Origin of the sequence: Pseudomonas frederiksbergensis (assembly GCF_000802155.2) — a bacterium.
GTDB lineage: Bacteria > Pseudomonadota > Gammaproteobacteria > Pseudomonadales > Pseudomonadaceae > Aquipseudomonas > Aquipseudomonas frederiksbergensis_A.
This window is the reverse complement of record NZ_JQGJ02000003.1, coordinates 227290-241973: the sequence shown is the minus strand read 5'-3', so window position 1 is coordinate 241973 and position 14684 is coordinate 227290. Positions and strand designations below refer to the sequence as shown.

The window sequence follows — 14684 nt, the reverse complement described above, 5'->3', positions numbered from 1 at the left end:
GGCGAAGCACAAAAACAACAACTTCGACGATGCACTTTGAGGACTACGACAATGATTATCTACGGTGTGGCGTTCCTGGCCTTTTGTACCCTGGCGGGTATTTTCATCGGTGAGCTGCTGGGCAAATTGATCGGCGTGCCGGCCAACGTCGGCGGCGTCGGCATTGCGATGCTGCTGTTGATCGGCCTGGGCAGCTACCTGAACAAGCGCGGCCTGTTCACGGGCAAATCCGAGGCAGGCGTGGAATTCTGGAGCGCCATCTATATCCCGATCGTGGTGGCGATGGCCGCGCAGCAAAACGTTTATGGCGCCTTGAAGGGCGGGCCGATGGCGATCCTGGCCGGGACGCTGGCGGTGGTGATCGCCTTTGCGTTGGTGCCGGTGCTGGTGCGCATCGGCAACAAGGACCCTCAATCCAACGTGTCCGTGAAAACGGTAGGGTGACCGCCATGTACGAATCCTTGATGAAAGTCATCACCGGCTACGGCCTGATCAGCGGTTTTGCCATCGTCGGCATCACCATGTGGGTGTCCTACTGGATCAGCGACACGTTCACCAAAGGGCGCCTGCACGGCTCGGCCATCGCCATCCTGCTGGGGCTGGTGCTCTCGTACATCGGCGGGGCCATGACCGGTGGGCAGAAAGGCGTGGTGGACATCCCGCTGCTGTCCGGGATCGGTCTTCTGGGCGGCGCCATGCTGCGGGACTTCGCCATCGTCGCCACGGCGTTCGGCGTCAGTGTCGAGGAGCTCAAGCGCGCCGGTTTCGTTGGCGTGCTGGCCTTGTTCGTCGGGGTCGGGACTTCATTCATTGCCGGCGTTGGCGTGGCGATGGCCTTCGGTTACACCGATGTGGTGAGCCTCACCACCATCGGCGCCGGGGCGGTGACTTATATTGTCGGACCGGTGACCGGGGCGGCGATTGGCGCCAGCTCCGAGGTCATGGCGCTGTCCATTGCCGCCGGGCTGATCAAGGCGATCCTGGTGATGGTGGCGACGCCGTTCGTGGCGCCCTTCATCGGCCTCAACAACCCGCGCAGCGCGGTGATCTTCGGCGGGCTGATGGGCACTTCCAGTGGCGTGGCCGGCGGCCTGGCGGCGACCGATCCGAAGCTGGTGCCGTATGGCTGCCTGACGGCGGCGTTCTATACGGCACTTGGGTGCTTGCTCGGGCCTTCGCTGTTGTTTTTGATCATGCGGGGGTTGATGGGGTAGGGCTTCGGCTCTTCGCTAACCGCGCTGACCTCTTCGCGAGCAGGCCCGCTGCCACAGTCGACCGCGTGTCCCTGTGGGAGGGGGCTTGTTCGCGAAGGGCGAGACTCGGTCTCAGGCCTGGCGATTGGCATACATCCGGCACTCGGCCAACAGCGCCAGCAGGTTCGGATCACGCTCCTTGGCCTTCAGGAACACCACGCCAATGTGCTGTTGCAACCGATACTTTTCCTGCAATGGGATCAGTTTCACGCGGTTTTCATAGACCGCCGCGATCCTGCCCGGCAGCAAGGCATAACCCACCCCGGAGCTGACCATGCTCAGCAGGGTGAAGATGTCGTTGACCTGCATCGCCACCTTCGGCTCGAACCCCGCTTGCTTGAACACCCGGACACCGTCCTGATGCGTGGCGAAGCCTTGGGTCAGGGTGATGAAGGTCTCGTTGCGCACGTCGGCCAGGTCGACTTCGCTGCGCTGGGCGAAGGGGGAGTCGGCCGGGGTAGCGAGGAAGATGTCATCGGAAAACAGCGCGATCTGCTCGCAGTCCGGGTCGTTGACGCTGTCGTCCAGCGACACCAGGATCGCGTCGACTTCCATGTTCTTGAGCTTGTACAACAGGTCGATGTTCGAGCCCATGATCAGGTCGATGTTGAGTTCGCTGCGGCGGATTTTCAGGCCCATGATCAGTTGGGGCACGGTCTTGACCGTCAGCGAGTACAGCGAGCCGAGCTTGAAGCGCTCAGCGGAAAAACCCGCCGCCTCGCGGGTCAGTCGAACGCTTTCGATCACATCCTGGATCAGCCTCTGCGCACGCTCTTCCAAAACATAGGCGCTTTCCAAAGGCGTGAGGTTGCGGCCTTCATGCTTGAACAGTGGGCAACGCAGGGCGCTCTCCAGGGAATGAATGGCCCGGTGCACGCTGACATTGCTGGTCTGCAACTCGGCCGCCGCCCGCGCGAGGTTGCCGGTGCGCATGAAGGCCAGGAACACCTCGAGTTTTTTCAGGGTCAATTCTTCGTCGATCAGCATGGGAGGGTGGACTCTTATTCGTATGGGCTGATTGTGCCCCATGTCTTCCCGGCGACGCGATTTAAGTGGCTTGGGAGCTGTTGTGGCGAGGGAGCGTTATCACGAGTTAAAAAAAGCCAAGGCATTGCACTTTGCCGCGCCAGGCCTGAGCCTTGGCGCCAGTTTCGGAATGTGGGGTGGGATTGGGATGTATCACGGGGAACGACTCAACGCCTGGACACACCTGGTGGGGGCTGTCGCGGCGTTTATCGGCGCGGTGTGGTTGCTGGTGATTGCCGGGATGGCCGGTGATCCCTGGAAGATCGTCAGCGTGGCGATCTATGGGTTCACCTTGCTGGCGCTCTACAGCGCCTCGACGGTTTATCACAGCGTGCGCGGACGCAAGAAAGAGATCATGCAGAAGGTCGATCATTTTTCGATCTACCTGTTGATCGCCGGCAGCTACACGCCGTTCTGCCTGGTGACCCTGCGCGGGCCGTGGGGCTGGACGTTGTTCGGGATTGTCTGGGGGCTGGCCCTGATCGGCATCCTGCAGGAAATCAAGCCGCGCTCTGAAGCGAGGATCCTGTCGATCGTCATTTATGCGGTAATGGGCTGGATCGTCCTGGTGGCGGTCAAGCCGTTGCTGGCGGCGCTGGGCAGCACCGGGTTTGCCTGGCTGGCTTCGGGCGGCGTGTTGTACACCGTCGGCATCATTTTCTTCGCGCTGGACCATCGCCTGCGCCATGCCCATGGCATCTGGCACCTGTTTGTCATCGCCGGCAGCCTGCTGCATTTCGTGGCGATTCTGTTCTACGTGCTTTGAGCCGTTCCAAACAGGCGATCCAGCTGCCCCTGGGCCTGGCTGGCAAAGATCTCCAGCAGGGCACCCATCGTATGGGCTGGGGCCTCGTTGGCCCGGGTCACGGCGTACAGGGAAATGGGCAGCGGCGGCGACAAGGGCCGGATGGCCGTGCGGGCGCTCGAAGCGCCCAAAGCCGTGAACGGGTCGATGACCGCCAGCCCGGCGCCGGATTCGACCATGGCCCGGGCCAGTGAATAGGTCTGCACGGAAATGCTCACGCGTGGCGACGGCTCCACTGACTTGAGGTAACCGTCCAACCTGGCCGAGAGCGGGTCGGTACTGGACAGGCCGATCAATGGCGCATCGGCCAAGGCTTGCAACCGCATGGGCGTGCCGATCGTCGCCTCGGGCCAGTGACCATTTGGTGCCAAGGCTACCAACACGCCACTGGCGAGGGCCTGGGCCTTGAGGCCAGGGTGATCGGGCGCTTGCAAGGTCAGGGCGACGTCGATTTCGCGCATCAGCAGGTTTTGCGTCAATTCGCGGCTGTGGGCACTGGATAACTCGCAGACGATGTCGGGGTATCGTCGGGTCCATTGATGGATCGCCGCCGGCATCAACGACAGGGCCAAGGCTGGCGTGGCGCCGATCCGCAGGCTGTGGCCCGGCTCGCGGCGCAGGCTCTGGGCCAGGCGCCGCACGCCTTGAAGGCTTTCGCTGACCTTGTCGACCTCGCGCTCCAGTTCCAGCGCCTCAGGCGTGGCCTGCAACTTGCCGCGCACTCGCAGGAATAGCGCAAAGCCCAATTGCTGCTCGGCATGCTGCAACACCTTGGTCACGGCCGGCTGGGAGACGTGCAGCAACTGCGCGGCGCCGCTGATGGAGCCGGTCTGGCGGATGGCCTGGAAAATCTCGATATGACGAAGGCGCATGGCGAGCCCATAACCTTTGTTTATAGGAAGCCCATCTTTATTCATTGTTCGAACGCTGTCATCCAATCCTAACCTTGGGCCATTCGAAACAGGTGTGAGATGGACATGGCTCAGCGGGTTTGCATCATCGGTGGCGGCGTGATCGGGGTGGCGACGGCTTATGCGCTGGTTCGCGAAGGCATCGACGTCACGCTCGTCGAAGCCCGGGACGCGCTGGGCAGCGAAACCAGCTTCGCCAATGGCGGCCAGTTGTCCTATCGCTACGTCTCGCCGCTGGCGGATGCCGGGGTGCCCTGGCAGGCCCTGGGCTGGATGTTGCGCGCGGATTCGCCACTGAAGTTGCACCCGCGCCTCGACCCGGCCCAGTGGCGCTGGATGGCGTCGTTTGTCGCCGCGTGCCGGACCTCGGTCAACCGCCGCAACGGTGCGCATCTGTTGCGCCTGGCGCTGTTGAGCCAGGCGACGTTGCAGACCTGGCGCGAAGACGATCATCTCGATGGCTTTGACTGGCGGCGCAACGGCAAATTGGTGACGTTTCGAAACGGCCGCCACTTCGAGCATGCTCGGCGGCGAGTGACTGATCTGGAGCATCAGCAAGTACTTGGCCCTGCCCAATGCGCCAGCCTGGAGCCCGCGCTGGCAGGCGTGCCGTTCGTGGGCGGGATCTACACGCCGGACGAGGAGGTCGCCGATTGCCATGCTTTCTGCCTCCAATTGGCGGCGCGGCTACGGGCTTCGGGGCGCTGCGAGTTCCTCCTGGGGCGTGCGGTGACTGCTGTCCATCATGCTAACGGTACGGTGCAGGCGATCAACCTGGGCGCAGATCGCCTGGACGTGGACGCCGTGGTGATAGCCGCCGGCCATCGCAGTGCAGCGCTTGCAGTGCCTGGGCTGCGACTACCGCTGTATCCGCTCAAGGGCTACAGCCTGACGGTTCCGATCGAGGCGCGACATCGGGCGCCGGAGCTGAGCATCACCGACTATGATCGCAAGGTCGTCTACGCTCGCATCGGTGAGCAGTTGCGAGTGGCGGCGATGGTCGACATCGTCGGTTTTGATCCGGCACCAGACCCCAGGCGCCTGGCCCTGATCCGTCGCCAGGCCATGGAAACCTTCCCCCTGGCTGGAAATTACGAGCGCGCCATCGAGTGGGCGGGCATGCGCCCGGCCACGCCCAGCGGGGTGCCGCTGATTGGCGCCACCGGCTATCGCAACCTGTGGCTCAACCTGGGCCATGGCGCCTTGGGCTTTACCCTGGCGTGCGGCAGCGGCCGCTTGCTCAGTGAACTGATCCGCCAACGTACACCTTCCATCGACATGCGAGGCCTCACGCCCCGCGCCGCATGACCCACCCGCAACGGAGAATAACAATGCAAAAAATCACGTTGATCGGCTGCACCCTGAGCCTGTTGCTGAGCGCCTCGGCTTTCGCCAATGAAGCGCCACCGACCGGCACCCTGGACAAGATCGCCAGCAGCAAGAGCATCACCTTGGGCTACCGCGACGCCTCCGTGCCGTTTTCCTACATTGCGGACAACAGCGGCAAACCGATGGGCTACTCGGTGGAGCTGGCAAGCAAGATCGTCGCGCGCATCCAGCACCAACTGGCGTTGCCGCAACTGAACGTGAAGTACAACCTCGTCACGTCCCAGACCCGCATCCCACTGGTGCAGAACGGCACCGTGGACCTGGAATGCGGCTCCACCGGCGTAACGGCCGAGCGGCAGAAGCAGGTGGCGTTTTCCTACGGTTTCATTTACGTGAAGGGCCAACTGCTGACCGCCAAGGACAGCGGTATCCACAGCTTCGCCGACCTGCGCGGCAAGAATGTGGTGACCACTGCCGGCACCACCAATGAGCGATTCCTCAAGAGCTACAACCAGGACAACAAAGTCGACATGTTCGTCATCAGCGCCAAGGACCACGGCGAAGCCTTCCAGATGCTCGAGACCGGCCGGGCAGCGGCGTTCTACATGGACGACGCGCTGCTCTACGGCGAGCGGGCCAAGGCGCGTGATCCGCATAAATGGGTCGTGGTCGGGGAAGAACAATCGCGGGAAATCTACAGCTGCATGGTGCGCAAGGACGATCCGCAGTTCCTGGCGCTGGTCAACTCGACCCTGGCGGACCTGTACAAGTCTGGGGAAATCAACGCGATCTACGATCGCTGGTTCCAGAAGCCGATCCCACCCAAGGGTCTGAACCTGGAATTCCCGATGACCAGCGAATTGAAGGCGATCATTGCCAAGCCGACCAGTGAGCCGGTGCAGTAAGTCGCAAGGACATCCGCGATCTACTGTGGGAGCTACATCAGACTTTTAGAAATCCCCCCATAACTGCTGCGCCACTGCCAACGCCACCACTGGCGCGGTTTCGGTGCGCAGCACTCGGGGGCCGAGGCGGGCGGCGTGGTAGCCGGCGGTCTTGGCCTGCTCTACTTCAGCGTCCGACAACCCGCCCTCGGGCCCGATCAGGAATGCCAGGGACGATGGCTTGGGGTGGCTGATCAGCGGATCGGCCACCGGGTGCAGCACCAGTTTCAATTCGGCTTCGGCCTGCTTCAACCAGTCGGCCAACAGCAATGGCGGGTGGATCACCGGCACGGTGGAGCGTCCGCATTGCTCGCAGGCACTGATCGCCACCTGCCGCCAATGCAGCAGGCGCTTGTCGGCGCGCTCGTCCTTGAGGCGCACTTCGCAGCGCTCGGTGAAGATCGGTGTGATCTCATTGACGCCCAGTTCGGTGGCCTTCTGGATCGCCCAATCCATGCGCTCGCCGCGGGACAGGCCCTGGCCGAGGTGGATGCGCAGCGGCGATTCGGCCTGCCCGGCAAACTGCTCGTCGAGCTGCACGCGCACGCGTTTCTTGCCGACCTCGGCCAGGGTCCCGCGAAACTCCTGGCCGGAGCCGTCGAACACCTGCACCGCATCGCCCTCGGCCATGCGCAGCACCCGGCCGATGTAGTGGGCCTGGGCTTCGGGCAGCTCGTGGTCGCCGAGGCTCAGGGGTGTGTCGATAAAGAAGCGGGACAGTCTCATGTTTCGTTCTCTGGATACGGGTGCATTGCTGCTGGGTCTAGTGCTGTTGTGGCGAGGGAGCTTGCTCCCGCTCGATTGCGCAGCAATCGCAAAAATGGGGCCGCTACGCAGCCCAGCGGGAGCAAGCTCCCTCGCCACAGAGAAATTTGTCGTCAGCCCGGATCGCGATAGCCAGGATGGAAGTCCTTCGGCACCGCCACGCTGACCTTGTCCCGGGTGGCAATGTCGATGCCTTCGCTGGCCACTTCGGCGAGGAAATCGATCTGCTCCGGGGTGATGACATACGGTGGCAGAAAATAGACCACGCTGCCCAGCGGCCGCAGTAAAGCACCGCGCTCCAGGGCATGCTGGAACACCGCCAGGCCACGGCGTTCCTGCCAGGGGTAAGCGGTTTTGCTGGCCTTGTCCTTGACCATCTCGATGGCCAGCACCATGCCGGTCTGGCGGACTTCTGCCACGTTCGGGTGATCGGCCAGGTGCGCGGTGGCGCTCGCCATGCGCTGGGCCAGGGCCAGGTTGGTCTGGATGACGTTGTCTTCTTCGAAGATGTCGAGGGTCGCCAGGGCCGCCGCGCAGGCCAGCGGGTTACCGGTGTAGCTGTGGGAATGCAGGAAGGCGCGCAACGTCGGATAGTCGTCGTAGAACGCGTTGTAGACGTCATCGGTGGTCACGCACGCCGCCAGCGGCAAATAGCCGCCCGTCAGGGCCTTGGACAGGCAAAGGAAGTCCGGTGTGATACCGGCCTGTTCACAGGCGAACATCGTCCCGGTGCGACCGAAGCCGACAGCGATTTCATCGTGGATCAGGTGCACGCCATAGCGGTCGCAGGCTTCGCGTAGCAACTTCAGGTACACCGGGTGATACATGCGCATGCCACCGGCGCCCTGGATCAGCGGCTCGACGATCACGGCGGCGACGCTGCCGTGGTGTTCGGCGAGGGTCTGTTCCATGGCCGCGAACATGTTTCGCGAATGTTCTTCCCAGCCCATGCCCTCGGGACGGTGGTAGCAGTCGGGGCTGGGCACCTTGATCGTGTCCAGCAGCAGCGCCTTGTAGGTTTCGGTGAACAACGGCACGTCGCCCACCGACATCGCCGCGATGGTTTCGCCGTGGTAGCTGTTGCTCAGGGTGACGAAGCGTTTCTTGGCGGGCTGGCCGCGATTGATCCAGTAGTGAAAGCTCATCTTCATCGCGACTTCGATGCAGGACGAGCCGTTGTCGGCATAAAAACACCGGGTCAGGCCTTCGGGCGTCATTTTCACCAGGCGCTCGGACAGCTCGATCACCGGTTGGTGGCTGAAACCGGCGAGGATCACATGCTCCAGCTGATCGACCTGGTCCTTGATGCGCTGGTTGATGCGCGGGTTGGCGTGGCCAAACACGTTGACCCACCAGGAGCTGACGGCATCGAGGTAGCGCTTGCCTTCGAAGTCTTCCAGCCACACGCCTTCGCCGCGCTTGATAGGGATCAACGGCAGTTGTTCGTGATCTTTCATCTGGGTGCAGGGGTGCCACAGCACCGCGAGGTCGCGTTGCATCCACTGGTTATTCAGGCCCATGTACAGTCTCCTCGAGGCAGCTCGCGGCGGGCGCGGGCAAAACAATCGCGCAAGCCTATGCAATGGCGGACGTGGGGACAACCCATTGTGTCGTTCCGGCTACTATGGACAAGGCGATAGACGTCGCTGGCGGCGCTTTGATGGCTGACGTATTCTTCGCCGTTCCCGGAGCCGACTGGCTCGAAAAACCGAGAGCCGACTGGCTCGAAAGCTGAAATTTCCTACGTTTTAATCCGGAGTTCGTTGAATGTCTGCTGGTTGGCTGCGCGCCTGTGCGCTGGTGATGATAGGGCTGTTCAGCGTTTCGGCGCTGGCCAAGGACAAACAACCGACGGCCATCGTCATCGGCGGTGGGTTGGCCGGGCTGACGGCGGCCTACGAGCTGCAGAACAAGGGCTGGGCCGTGACCCTGCTGGAAGCCAAGCCGAGCCTGGGTGGCCGGTCGGGCATGGCCACCAGCGAGTGGATCGGCAACGAAAAGACCCAGCCTGTGCTGAACAAGTACGTTTCCACCTTCAAGCTGGGCACCACGCCGGCACCGGAATTCGTGCGGACTCCCAGCTACCTGATCGATGGCACTTATTTCACCGCCGCCGACCTGGCGACCAAACAGCCCGCCACAGCCGAAGCGCTCAAGCGCTATGAAACCACCCTGGATGAGCTGGCGCGGTCCATCGACGATCCGCTGAACCCGGCGGCCACCAACACGCTGCACGCCCTCGACCAGATCACTGTGTCCAACTGGCTCGACCGTTTGCAATTGCCCGCCACCGCGCGGCAATTGGTCAATCAGGAAATACGCACGCGCTATGACGAGCCTTCGCGCCTTTCGCTGCTGTATTTTGCCCAGCAGAACCGCGTCTATCGCGGCGTGTCCGACCGTGACCGGCGCGCCTCGCGCCTGCTGGGTGGCAGCCCGGTATTGGCCCAGGCGTTCGTCAAGCAACTGAAGACCATCAAGACCGGTTCACCGGTCTCGGCCATTTCCCAGGACAAGGACGGCGTCACCGTCAAGGTCGGCAGCGTCGGTTACCAGGCTGACTACGTGGTACTCGCCGTGCCGCTGCGCGCACTGAACAAGATCCAGCTGACGCCGGCCCTGGATGCCCAGCACCAGGGGGCGATCAAAGGCACCAACTACGGTTGGCGCGACCAGATCATGCTCAAGTTCAAGACCCCGGTCTGGGACAGCAAGGCGCGCATGTCGGGTGAGATCTACAGCAACACCGGCCTGGGCATGATGTGGATCGAGCCGGCCATGAAGGGCGGCGCCAACGTGGTCATCAACCTGTCCGGCGACAACGCACGGGTGATGCAGGCCTTCGGCGACAAGCAGATGGTCGACCAGGTGCTGATTCGCCTGCACGCGTTTTATCCACAGGCCCGTGGCGCATTCACCGGTTATGAAATCCGGCGCTACAGCACCGACCCGTCCATGGGCGGCGCTTACCTGGCGTTTGGTCCGGGCCAGATCAGCAAATACTGGCGTTTGTGGGAAAAGCCATTGCAGCGCGTAGCCTTTGCCGGTGAACACACTGACGCTATGTATCCAGGCACTTTGGAAGGCGCGCTGCGCAGTGGCCAACGTGCCGCCAGCCAGGTAGAAGACCTGGCCGCTGGCAAATCCTTCGAACCGCCGAAGGTCGCCCCAGCCGCAGCGGCGGCTGCTGGCGCGGTGGCAGCGAAGAAGGGCAACTTCTTCAGCAACCTGTTCGGTGGCTCGGATGACGACAAGAAGCCCGAGCCGGCCAAGGCCCCCGAGCCGGTAGCACCGCCTCCAGCGCCCGCACCGGCACCTGCTCCAGCGCCGGCCCCGGTAGCACCACCAGCGCCGGCCCCGGCGAAAGCCGAGCCGGCCAAGAAAACTGCGGCCAAGCCTGCGGCGAAAAAACCGGCCGCCAAGGCACCGGCCAAAAAATCCCCGGCCAAGGCCCCGGTGAAGAAGGCCGAGCCGGTCAAGAAGCCGGTCGCCAAACCGGCGACGACCACTGAGACCAAGGCTCAGTAACGTTCAGGCGTAAAAAACGCGGCCCAAGGGCCGCTTTTTTTTCGACATTCAGGCGCGCCGACGCTGTCCTCCAGCGCCCAGCGTCGTATAGCGAACGCTGACGTCCTACACCTCTTTACGATATATCGGAAACTTCCCACCCGTTAACCGGAAGCAGGCGATAGAACGCACCCCGCCATAAGTCTAGGCTCCTCGAAAAACAGGAGCGATGTATGAAAATAGTGATGGGTGTGGTCGTACTGGTTTCCATGTATGGGTGTGTCTATGGCGAAGGCCATGATCCCCTGATGGTTCCGGTGACTCCGAAGCGGGACCCTCAAATGGATTACAAGTGCGTGTTCGATCCCTACAAGCCTGAGTGTTCGGTGAATTAATAGTTCGCAACTTTAACCTCGTAGAAGCTGGAGTTGATATGAAATTAATAGCGGCTTAATGCTATTGGCAGTATTTGGTGTCGGTGGCTGTGCTGATGGCCGTACGGTGCTAAAAAAGCACGATCCTCAATTGGTTTATAGATGTGACATAGACCCTTATAGGGCTGAATGCATCAACAAGTGACTCCAGGAGGCGGTGGGCCATAAGTGGCTTTGGCAAGAACGAGCCTGCTCGCGAAGAGGCCTCCAAGCCCAAGCTGACCTCCTGCACCCGCCTCGCCATCACGCAGTCCATCGCTTTAATCTTTCCTTAACGCACAGCTCCCAGACTGATCATCGTATTTCTCGATATTTCAAAGCAAAAATTTCCGCTTTAAATCGATAGATAACTCGCTAGTCTTGGTCACAGTTTTTACAGGATATGAGCAATGCAGCTACGCAACTCTTCTTCTCGCTATGGCTGGGTCAGCATCGTTTCGCACTGGGCCGTTGCCCTCGCGGTGTACGGGTTGTTTGCGTTGGGCCTGTGGATGGTCGGGCTGGATTACTACAGCACTTGGCGTAAAGACGCGCCGGAGCTGCACAAGAGCATCGGCCTGGTGTTGTTGGCGGTGATGGTGCTGCGGGTGATCTGGCGTTTCGTCAGCCCGCCGCCGCCGACACTGGAAACCTACGGACGCCTGACTCGCGTCGGCGCCAAGCTTGGTCATAGCGCACTGTATCTCGGGCTGTTCGCCGTGATGATCGCCGGTTACCTGATTTCCACCGCAGACGGTGTCGGGATCTCGGTGTTTGGTCTGTTTGAAGTACCCGCGCTGGTGTCTGGACTGCCCGATCAGGCAGACGTCGCCGGCCAGATTCACCTGTATCTCGCATGGGCGCTGGTAATTTTTTCCGGCCTTCATGCGTTGGCAGCATTGAAGCATCACTTTATCGACCGTGACGCGACCCTCAAGCGAATGCTGGGGCGCCAAGCCTGATGTTCAACCTCGACTCCAAAGGAATAGAAAGCATGTTGAAAAAGACGCTCGCCGCCCTGGCAATCGGTTCTGCCCTGATGTCCGCCGGCCAGGCCATGGCTGCAGACTATGTGGTCGACAAGGAAGGCCAGCACGCCTTCGTTGATTTCAAGATCAGCCACCTGGGCTATAGCTACATCACCGGTACTTTCAAGGACATCGACGGCAAGTTCAGCTTTGACGCCGCCAAGCCTGAAGACAGCAAGATCGAATTCAACGTCAACACCGCCAGCGTGTTTACCAACCACGCCGAACGCGACAAGCACATCGCCAGCGCTGACTTCCTGGACGCCAGCAAATTCGGCAAGGCCACCTTCGTATCCACCAGCGTCAAGTCCACCGGTAAGAACACTGCCGACGTGACCGGCGACCTGACCCTGCTGGGCGTGACCAAGCCGGTCGTGGTCAAGGCGACTTTCCTGGGCGAAGGTAAGGACCCGTGGGGCGGCTACCGTGCCGGCTTCGAAGGTACCACCACCATCAAGCGTTCCGACTTCGGCAAGCAGAAGGACCTGGGCCCAGCGTCCGACGTGGTCGAGCTGTACGTGACATTTGAAGGCGTCAAAGCGAAGTAACGTTCGCGCCTGACAAAAAACGCCCCTGGTCTTGCGGCCAGGGGCGTTTTTTTACAACTTGGAAAAACTCAGCGATTGCGCGTCAGCAACGCCGGTTTTTCGCCACGGGGACGGCTTGGCAATTGATCCAGCTGTTCAGGCGTCGGGAAACGATCGGTTTTCGATTCCTTGTGGATGATTTTAGGCTGGTTGCCACGCGGGTTCTGCACGGCGGGTTCCTGGCGTGGTTGGTCATCACCACGGGCCTGGCGGCGAGGACGGGACTCTTCGCGGCGGGCCTGGCCGTCACGTGGGGCGCCGTTACGCGGGCCACTGCGTTTGGCTGGCGGGGTGCCGGTGGACGAGCCGTTGCTGTTACGCGGACCGTTCTGGCGCCCTTGTGGCTGGCCACCGCGTGGTGCGCCCGAACCTGCCCCTTGTGCCGGGGCGCCAGGACGACGACCGCGTCCCTGGGCCGGTTTCTGCTGTGGCACATAGTCGACACGGTTGCCGAAGTTATCGATATCGTCGTCGAGGAACTCGTCAGGGGCACGATCCGCCGCGGCGCGAGGAGCAGGGCGCTGCTGTTCGCGGGCCGGCGTTCCTTCGCGAGGCTTCTGCTCGCGGGCCGGGCGTTCGCCGCGACCGTTGGTGGCAGATTTTTCCTTGCCCTTGTCCTTGCCTTTATCCTTGCGACCGCCACCGCCGCCATTCGGGCCATCGCCCCGCGGGCCGCGTGGGTTGCGCGGATTGCGAACATCCGGACGCTCGCGTACTTCCGGCTTCTCGGCCTCGATCGTGCTGGCATCGAAGCCCATCAGATCGCCGTCGGGAATCTTCTGCTTGGTCATGCGCTCGATGCTCTTGAGCAGCTTTTCCTCGTCCGGCGCGACCAGGGAAATCGCTTCGCCCGAACGACCGGCCCGGCCGGTACGGCCGATACGGTGCACGTAGTCTTCATCGACGTTCGGCAGCTCGAAGTTGACCACATGGGGCAGTTGGTCGATATCCAGGCCTCGGGCGGCGATGTCGGTGGCGACCAGGATGCGCACTTCGCCAGCCTTGAAGTCGGCCAAGGCCTTGGTGCGGGCGTTCTGGCTCTTGTTGCCGTGGATCGCCACGGCTGGCAGGCCATGTTTGTCGAGGTATTCAGCCAGGCGGTTGGCGCCATGCTTGGTGCGGGTGAACACCAGGACCTGTTCCCAGGCGCCTGTGGTGATCAAATGCGCCAGCAGGGCACGCTTGTGGCTGGCCGGCAGGCGGAAAACCCGTTGCTCGATGCGCTCGACCGTGGTGTTCGGCGGGGTGACTTCGATACGTTCCGGGTTGTGCAACAGCTTGCCGGCAAGGTCGGTAATGTCCTTGGAGAAGGTCGCCGAGAACAGCAAGTTCTGGCGCTTGGCCGGCAGGCGCGCCAGCACTTTCTTCACGTCATGGACAAACCCCATGTCGAGCATGCGGTCAGCTTCGTCCAGCACGAGGATTTCCACGTGGGACAGATCGACACTGCCTTGCCCGGCCAGGTCCAGGAGACGGCCGGGGCAGGCCACCAGCACATCGACGCCACGCGCCATGGCCTGGACCTGCGGGTTCATGCCGACACCGCCGAAAATGCAGGCGCTGACGAACTTCAGGTCGCGAGCGTAGACCTTGAAACTCTCGTGCACCTGGGCGGCCAGTTCGCGGGTGGGGGTCAGGACCAGTACGCGCGGTTGGCGCGGGCCGTGGCGCTGGGATTTGTCTGGATGACCGTTGGGGAACAGCCGCTCCAGGATGGGAAGGGCGAAACCGCCGGTCTTGCCAGTACCTGTCTGTGCAGCGACCATCAGGTCGCGACCTTGCAACACGGCGGGGATGGCCCGCTGTTGCACCGGGGTAGGCTGGGTGTAGCCGGCGGCTTCGATGGCGCCAACTAAAGCCTCGGAGAGACCGAGGGAAGCAAAGGACATGAGTAATCCTGTTTTAGTGAGGGCTTGGCCCAATGGGATAGTCTTGCCTGGCGCGAATGCGGTCGATCAGAGACCTCATCCCGTCCGGTCCTGCCGGGTCTGGAAGACAGGTCCGGACAGGGCTCGCGCGGGCTGGAAGCTGCGCTGTAGCGGTGTCGGGATGCCTTTTGCAAGACCGGGCGTCCGGGCGTGAGCCTGGCGGGAAGGCCGGAGTATAACAGAGCAAT

General features: G+C 62.2%; 13 protein-coding genes. 8 read left to right on the top strand and 5 right to left on the bottom strand.

What is annotated here, in order from left to right:
- The first annotated feature begins 51 nt into the window (after positions 1 to 51).
- Positions 52 to 444, top strand: a complete 393-nt coding sequence (gene madL / locus JZ00_RS07030) for a malonate transporter subunit MadL (RefSeq protein ID WP_039590522.1) — start codon at positions 52 to 54, stop codon at positions 442 to 444.
- A gap of 5 nt (positions 445 to 449) precedes the next feature.
- Complete coding sequence (gene madM, locus JZ00_RS07025) at positions 450 to 1214, top strand: malonate transporter subunit MadM (RefSeq protein WP_039590523.1); 765 nt, start codon at positions 450 to 452, stop codon at positions 1212 to 1214.
- A gap of 111 nt (positions 1215 to 1325) precedes the next feature.
- On the opposite strand, the gene JZ00_RS07020 is transcribed toward madM, so the two are convergent.
- Positions 1326 to 2240 carry a LysR family transcriptional regulator gene (locus JZ00_RS07020; RefSeq protein WP_039590524.1) on the bottom strand — a complete coding sequence of 305 codons (915 nt, stop codon included), beginning with the start codon at positions 2238 to 2240 and terminating at the stop codon, positions 1326 to 1328.
- A gap of 187 nt (positions 2241 to 2427) precedes the next feature.
- On the opposite strand from JZ00_RS07020, the gene trhA reads away from it, so the two are divergent.
- A complete protein-coding gene (gene trhA, locus JZ00_RS07015; protein ID WP_039590525.1) occupies positions 2428 to 3045 on the top strand; it encodes a PAQR family membrane homeostasis protein TrhA in 618 nt (205 codons plus the stop codon).
- Here trhA and JZ00_RS07010 read toward each other — a convergent pair.
- Positions 3033 to 3956, bottom strand: a complete 924-nt coding sequence (locus JZ00_RS07010; RefSeq protein WP_039590526.1) for a LysR family transcriptional regulator — start codon at positions 3954 to 3956, stop codon at positions 3033 to 3035. The two genes, trhA and JZ00_RS07010, sit on opposite strands and share 13 nt — an antisense overlap.
- A gap of 105 nt (positions 3957 to 4061) precedes the next feature.
- Between JZ00_RS07010 and JZ00_RS07005 the strand changes: the two genes are divergently transcribed.
- Both JZ00_RS07005 and JZ00_RS07000 read left to right on the top strand, forming a co-directional pair.
- The gene (locus JZ00_RS07005) at positions 4062 to 5303 is read left to right on the top strand and encodes a D-amino acid dehydrogenase (protein WP_039590872.1); all 1242 of its coding nucleotides are present in this window, start codon (positions 4062 to 4064) and stop codon (positions 5301 to 5303) included.
- A gap of 23 nt (positions 5304 to 5326) precedes the next feature.
- Positions 5327 to 6229, top strand: coding sequence for a transporter substrate-binding domain-containing protein (locus tag JZ00_RS07000; RefSeq protein ID WP_039590527.1), 903 nt, complete (start codon positions 5327 to 5329; stop codon positions 6227 to 6229).
- A 45-nt stretch (positions 6230 to 6274) separates the two neighbouring features.
- Here the strand turns inward: JZ00_RS07000 and JZ00_RS06995 are convergent, their stop codons facing one another.
- A complete protein-coding gene (locus tag JZ00_RS06995; protein WP_039590528.1) occupies positions 6275 to 6994 on the bottom strand; it encodes a 16S rRNA (uracil(1498)-N(3))-methyltransferase in 720 nt (239 codons plus the stop codon).
- Between the two features lie 152 nt (positions 6995 to 7146).
- The gene (locus tag JZ00_RS06990) at positions 7147 to 8553 is read right to left on the bottom strand and encodes an adenosylmethionine--8-amino-7-oxononanoate transaminase (protein ID WP_039590529.1); all 1407 of its coding nucleotides are present in this window, start codon (positions 8551 to 8553) and stop codon (positions 7147 to 7149) included.
- A 247-nt stretch (positions 8554 to 8800) separates the two neighbouring features.
- Between JZ00_RS06990 and JZ00_RS06985 the strand changes: the two genes are divergently transcribed.
- From JZ00_RS06985 to JZ00_RS06970, 3 genes are all read left to right on the top strand, one after another.
- On the top strand, positions 8801 to 10561 hold the full coding sequence (locus JZ00_RS06985; RefSeq protein ID WP_039590530.1) for a flavin monoamine oxidase family protein: 1761 nt from the start codon (positions 8801 to 8803) through the stop codon (positions 10559 to 10561).
- Between the two features lie 802 nt (positions 10562 to 11363).
- Positions 11364 to 11915 carry a cytochrome b gene (locus tag JZ00_RS06975; RefSeq protein ID WP_039590535.1) on the top strand — a complete coding sequence of 184 codons (552 nt, stop codon included), beginning with the start codon at positions 11364 to 11366 and terminating at the stop codon, positions 11913 to 11915.
- Between the two features lie 32 nt (positions 11916 to 11947).
- Positions 11948 to 12529 (top strand): YceI family protein, encoded by a 582-nt coding sequence (locus tag JZ00_RS06970; RefSeq protein WP_039590536.1) that lies wholly within the window; start codon positions 11948 to 11950, stop codon positions 12527 to 12529.
- 68 nt (positions 12530 to 12597) lie between these two features.
- Here the strand turns inward: JZ00_RS06970 and JZ00_RS06965 are convergent, their stop codons facing one another.
- Complete coding sequence (locus JZ00_RS06965) at positions 12598 to 14457, bottom strand: DEAD/DEAH box helicase (protein WP_039590537.1); 1860 nt, start codon at positions 14455 to 14457, stop codon at positions 12598 to 12600.
- Positions 14458 to 14684 lie beyond the last annotated feature (227 nt).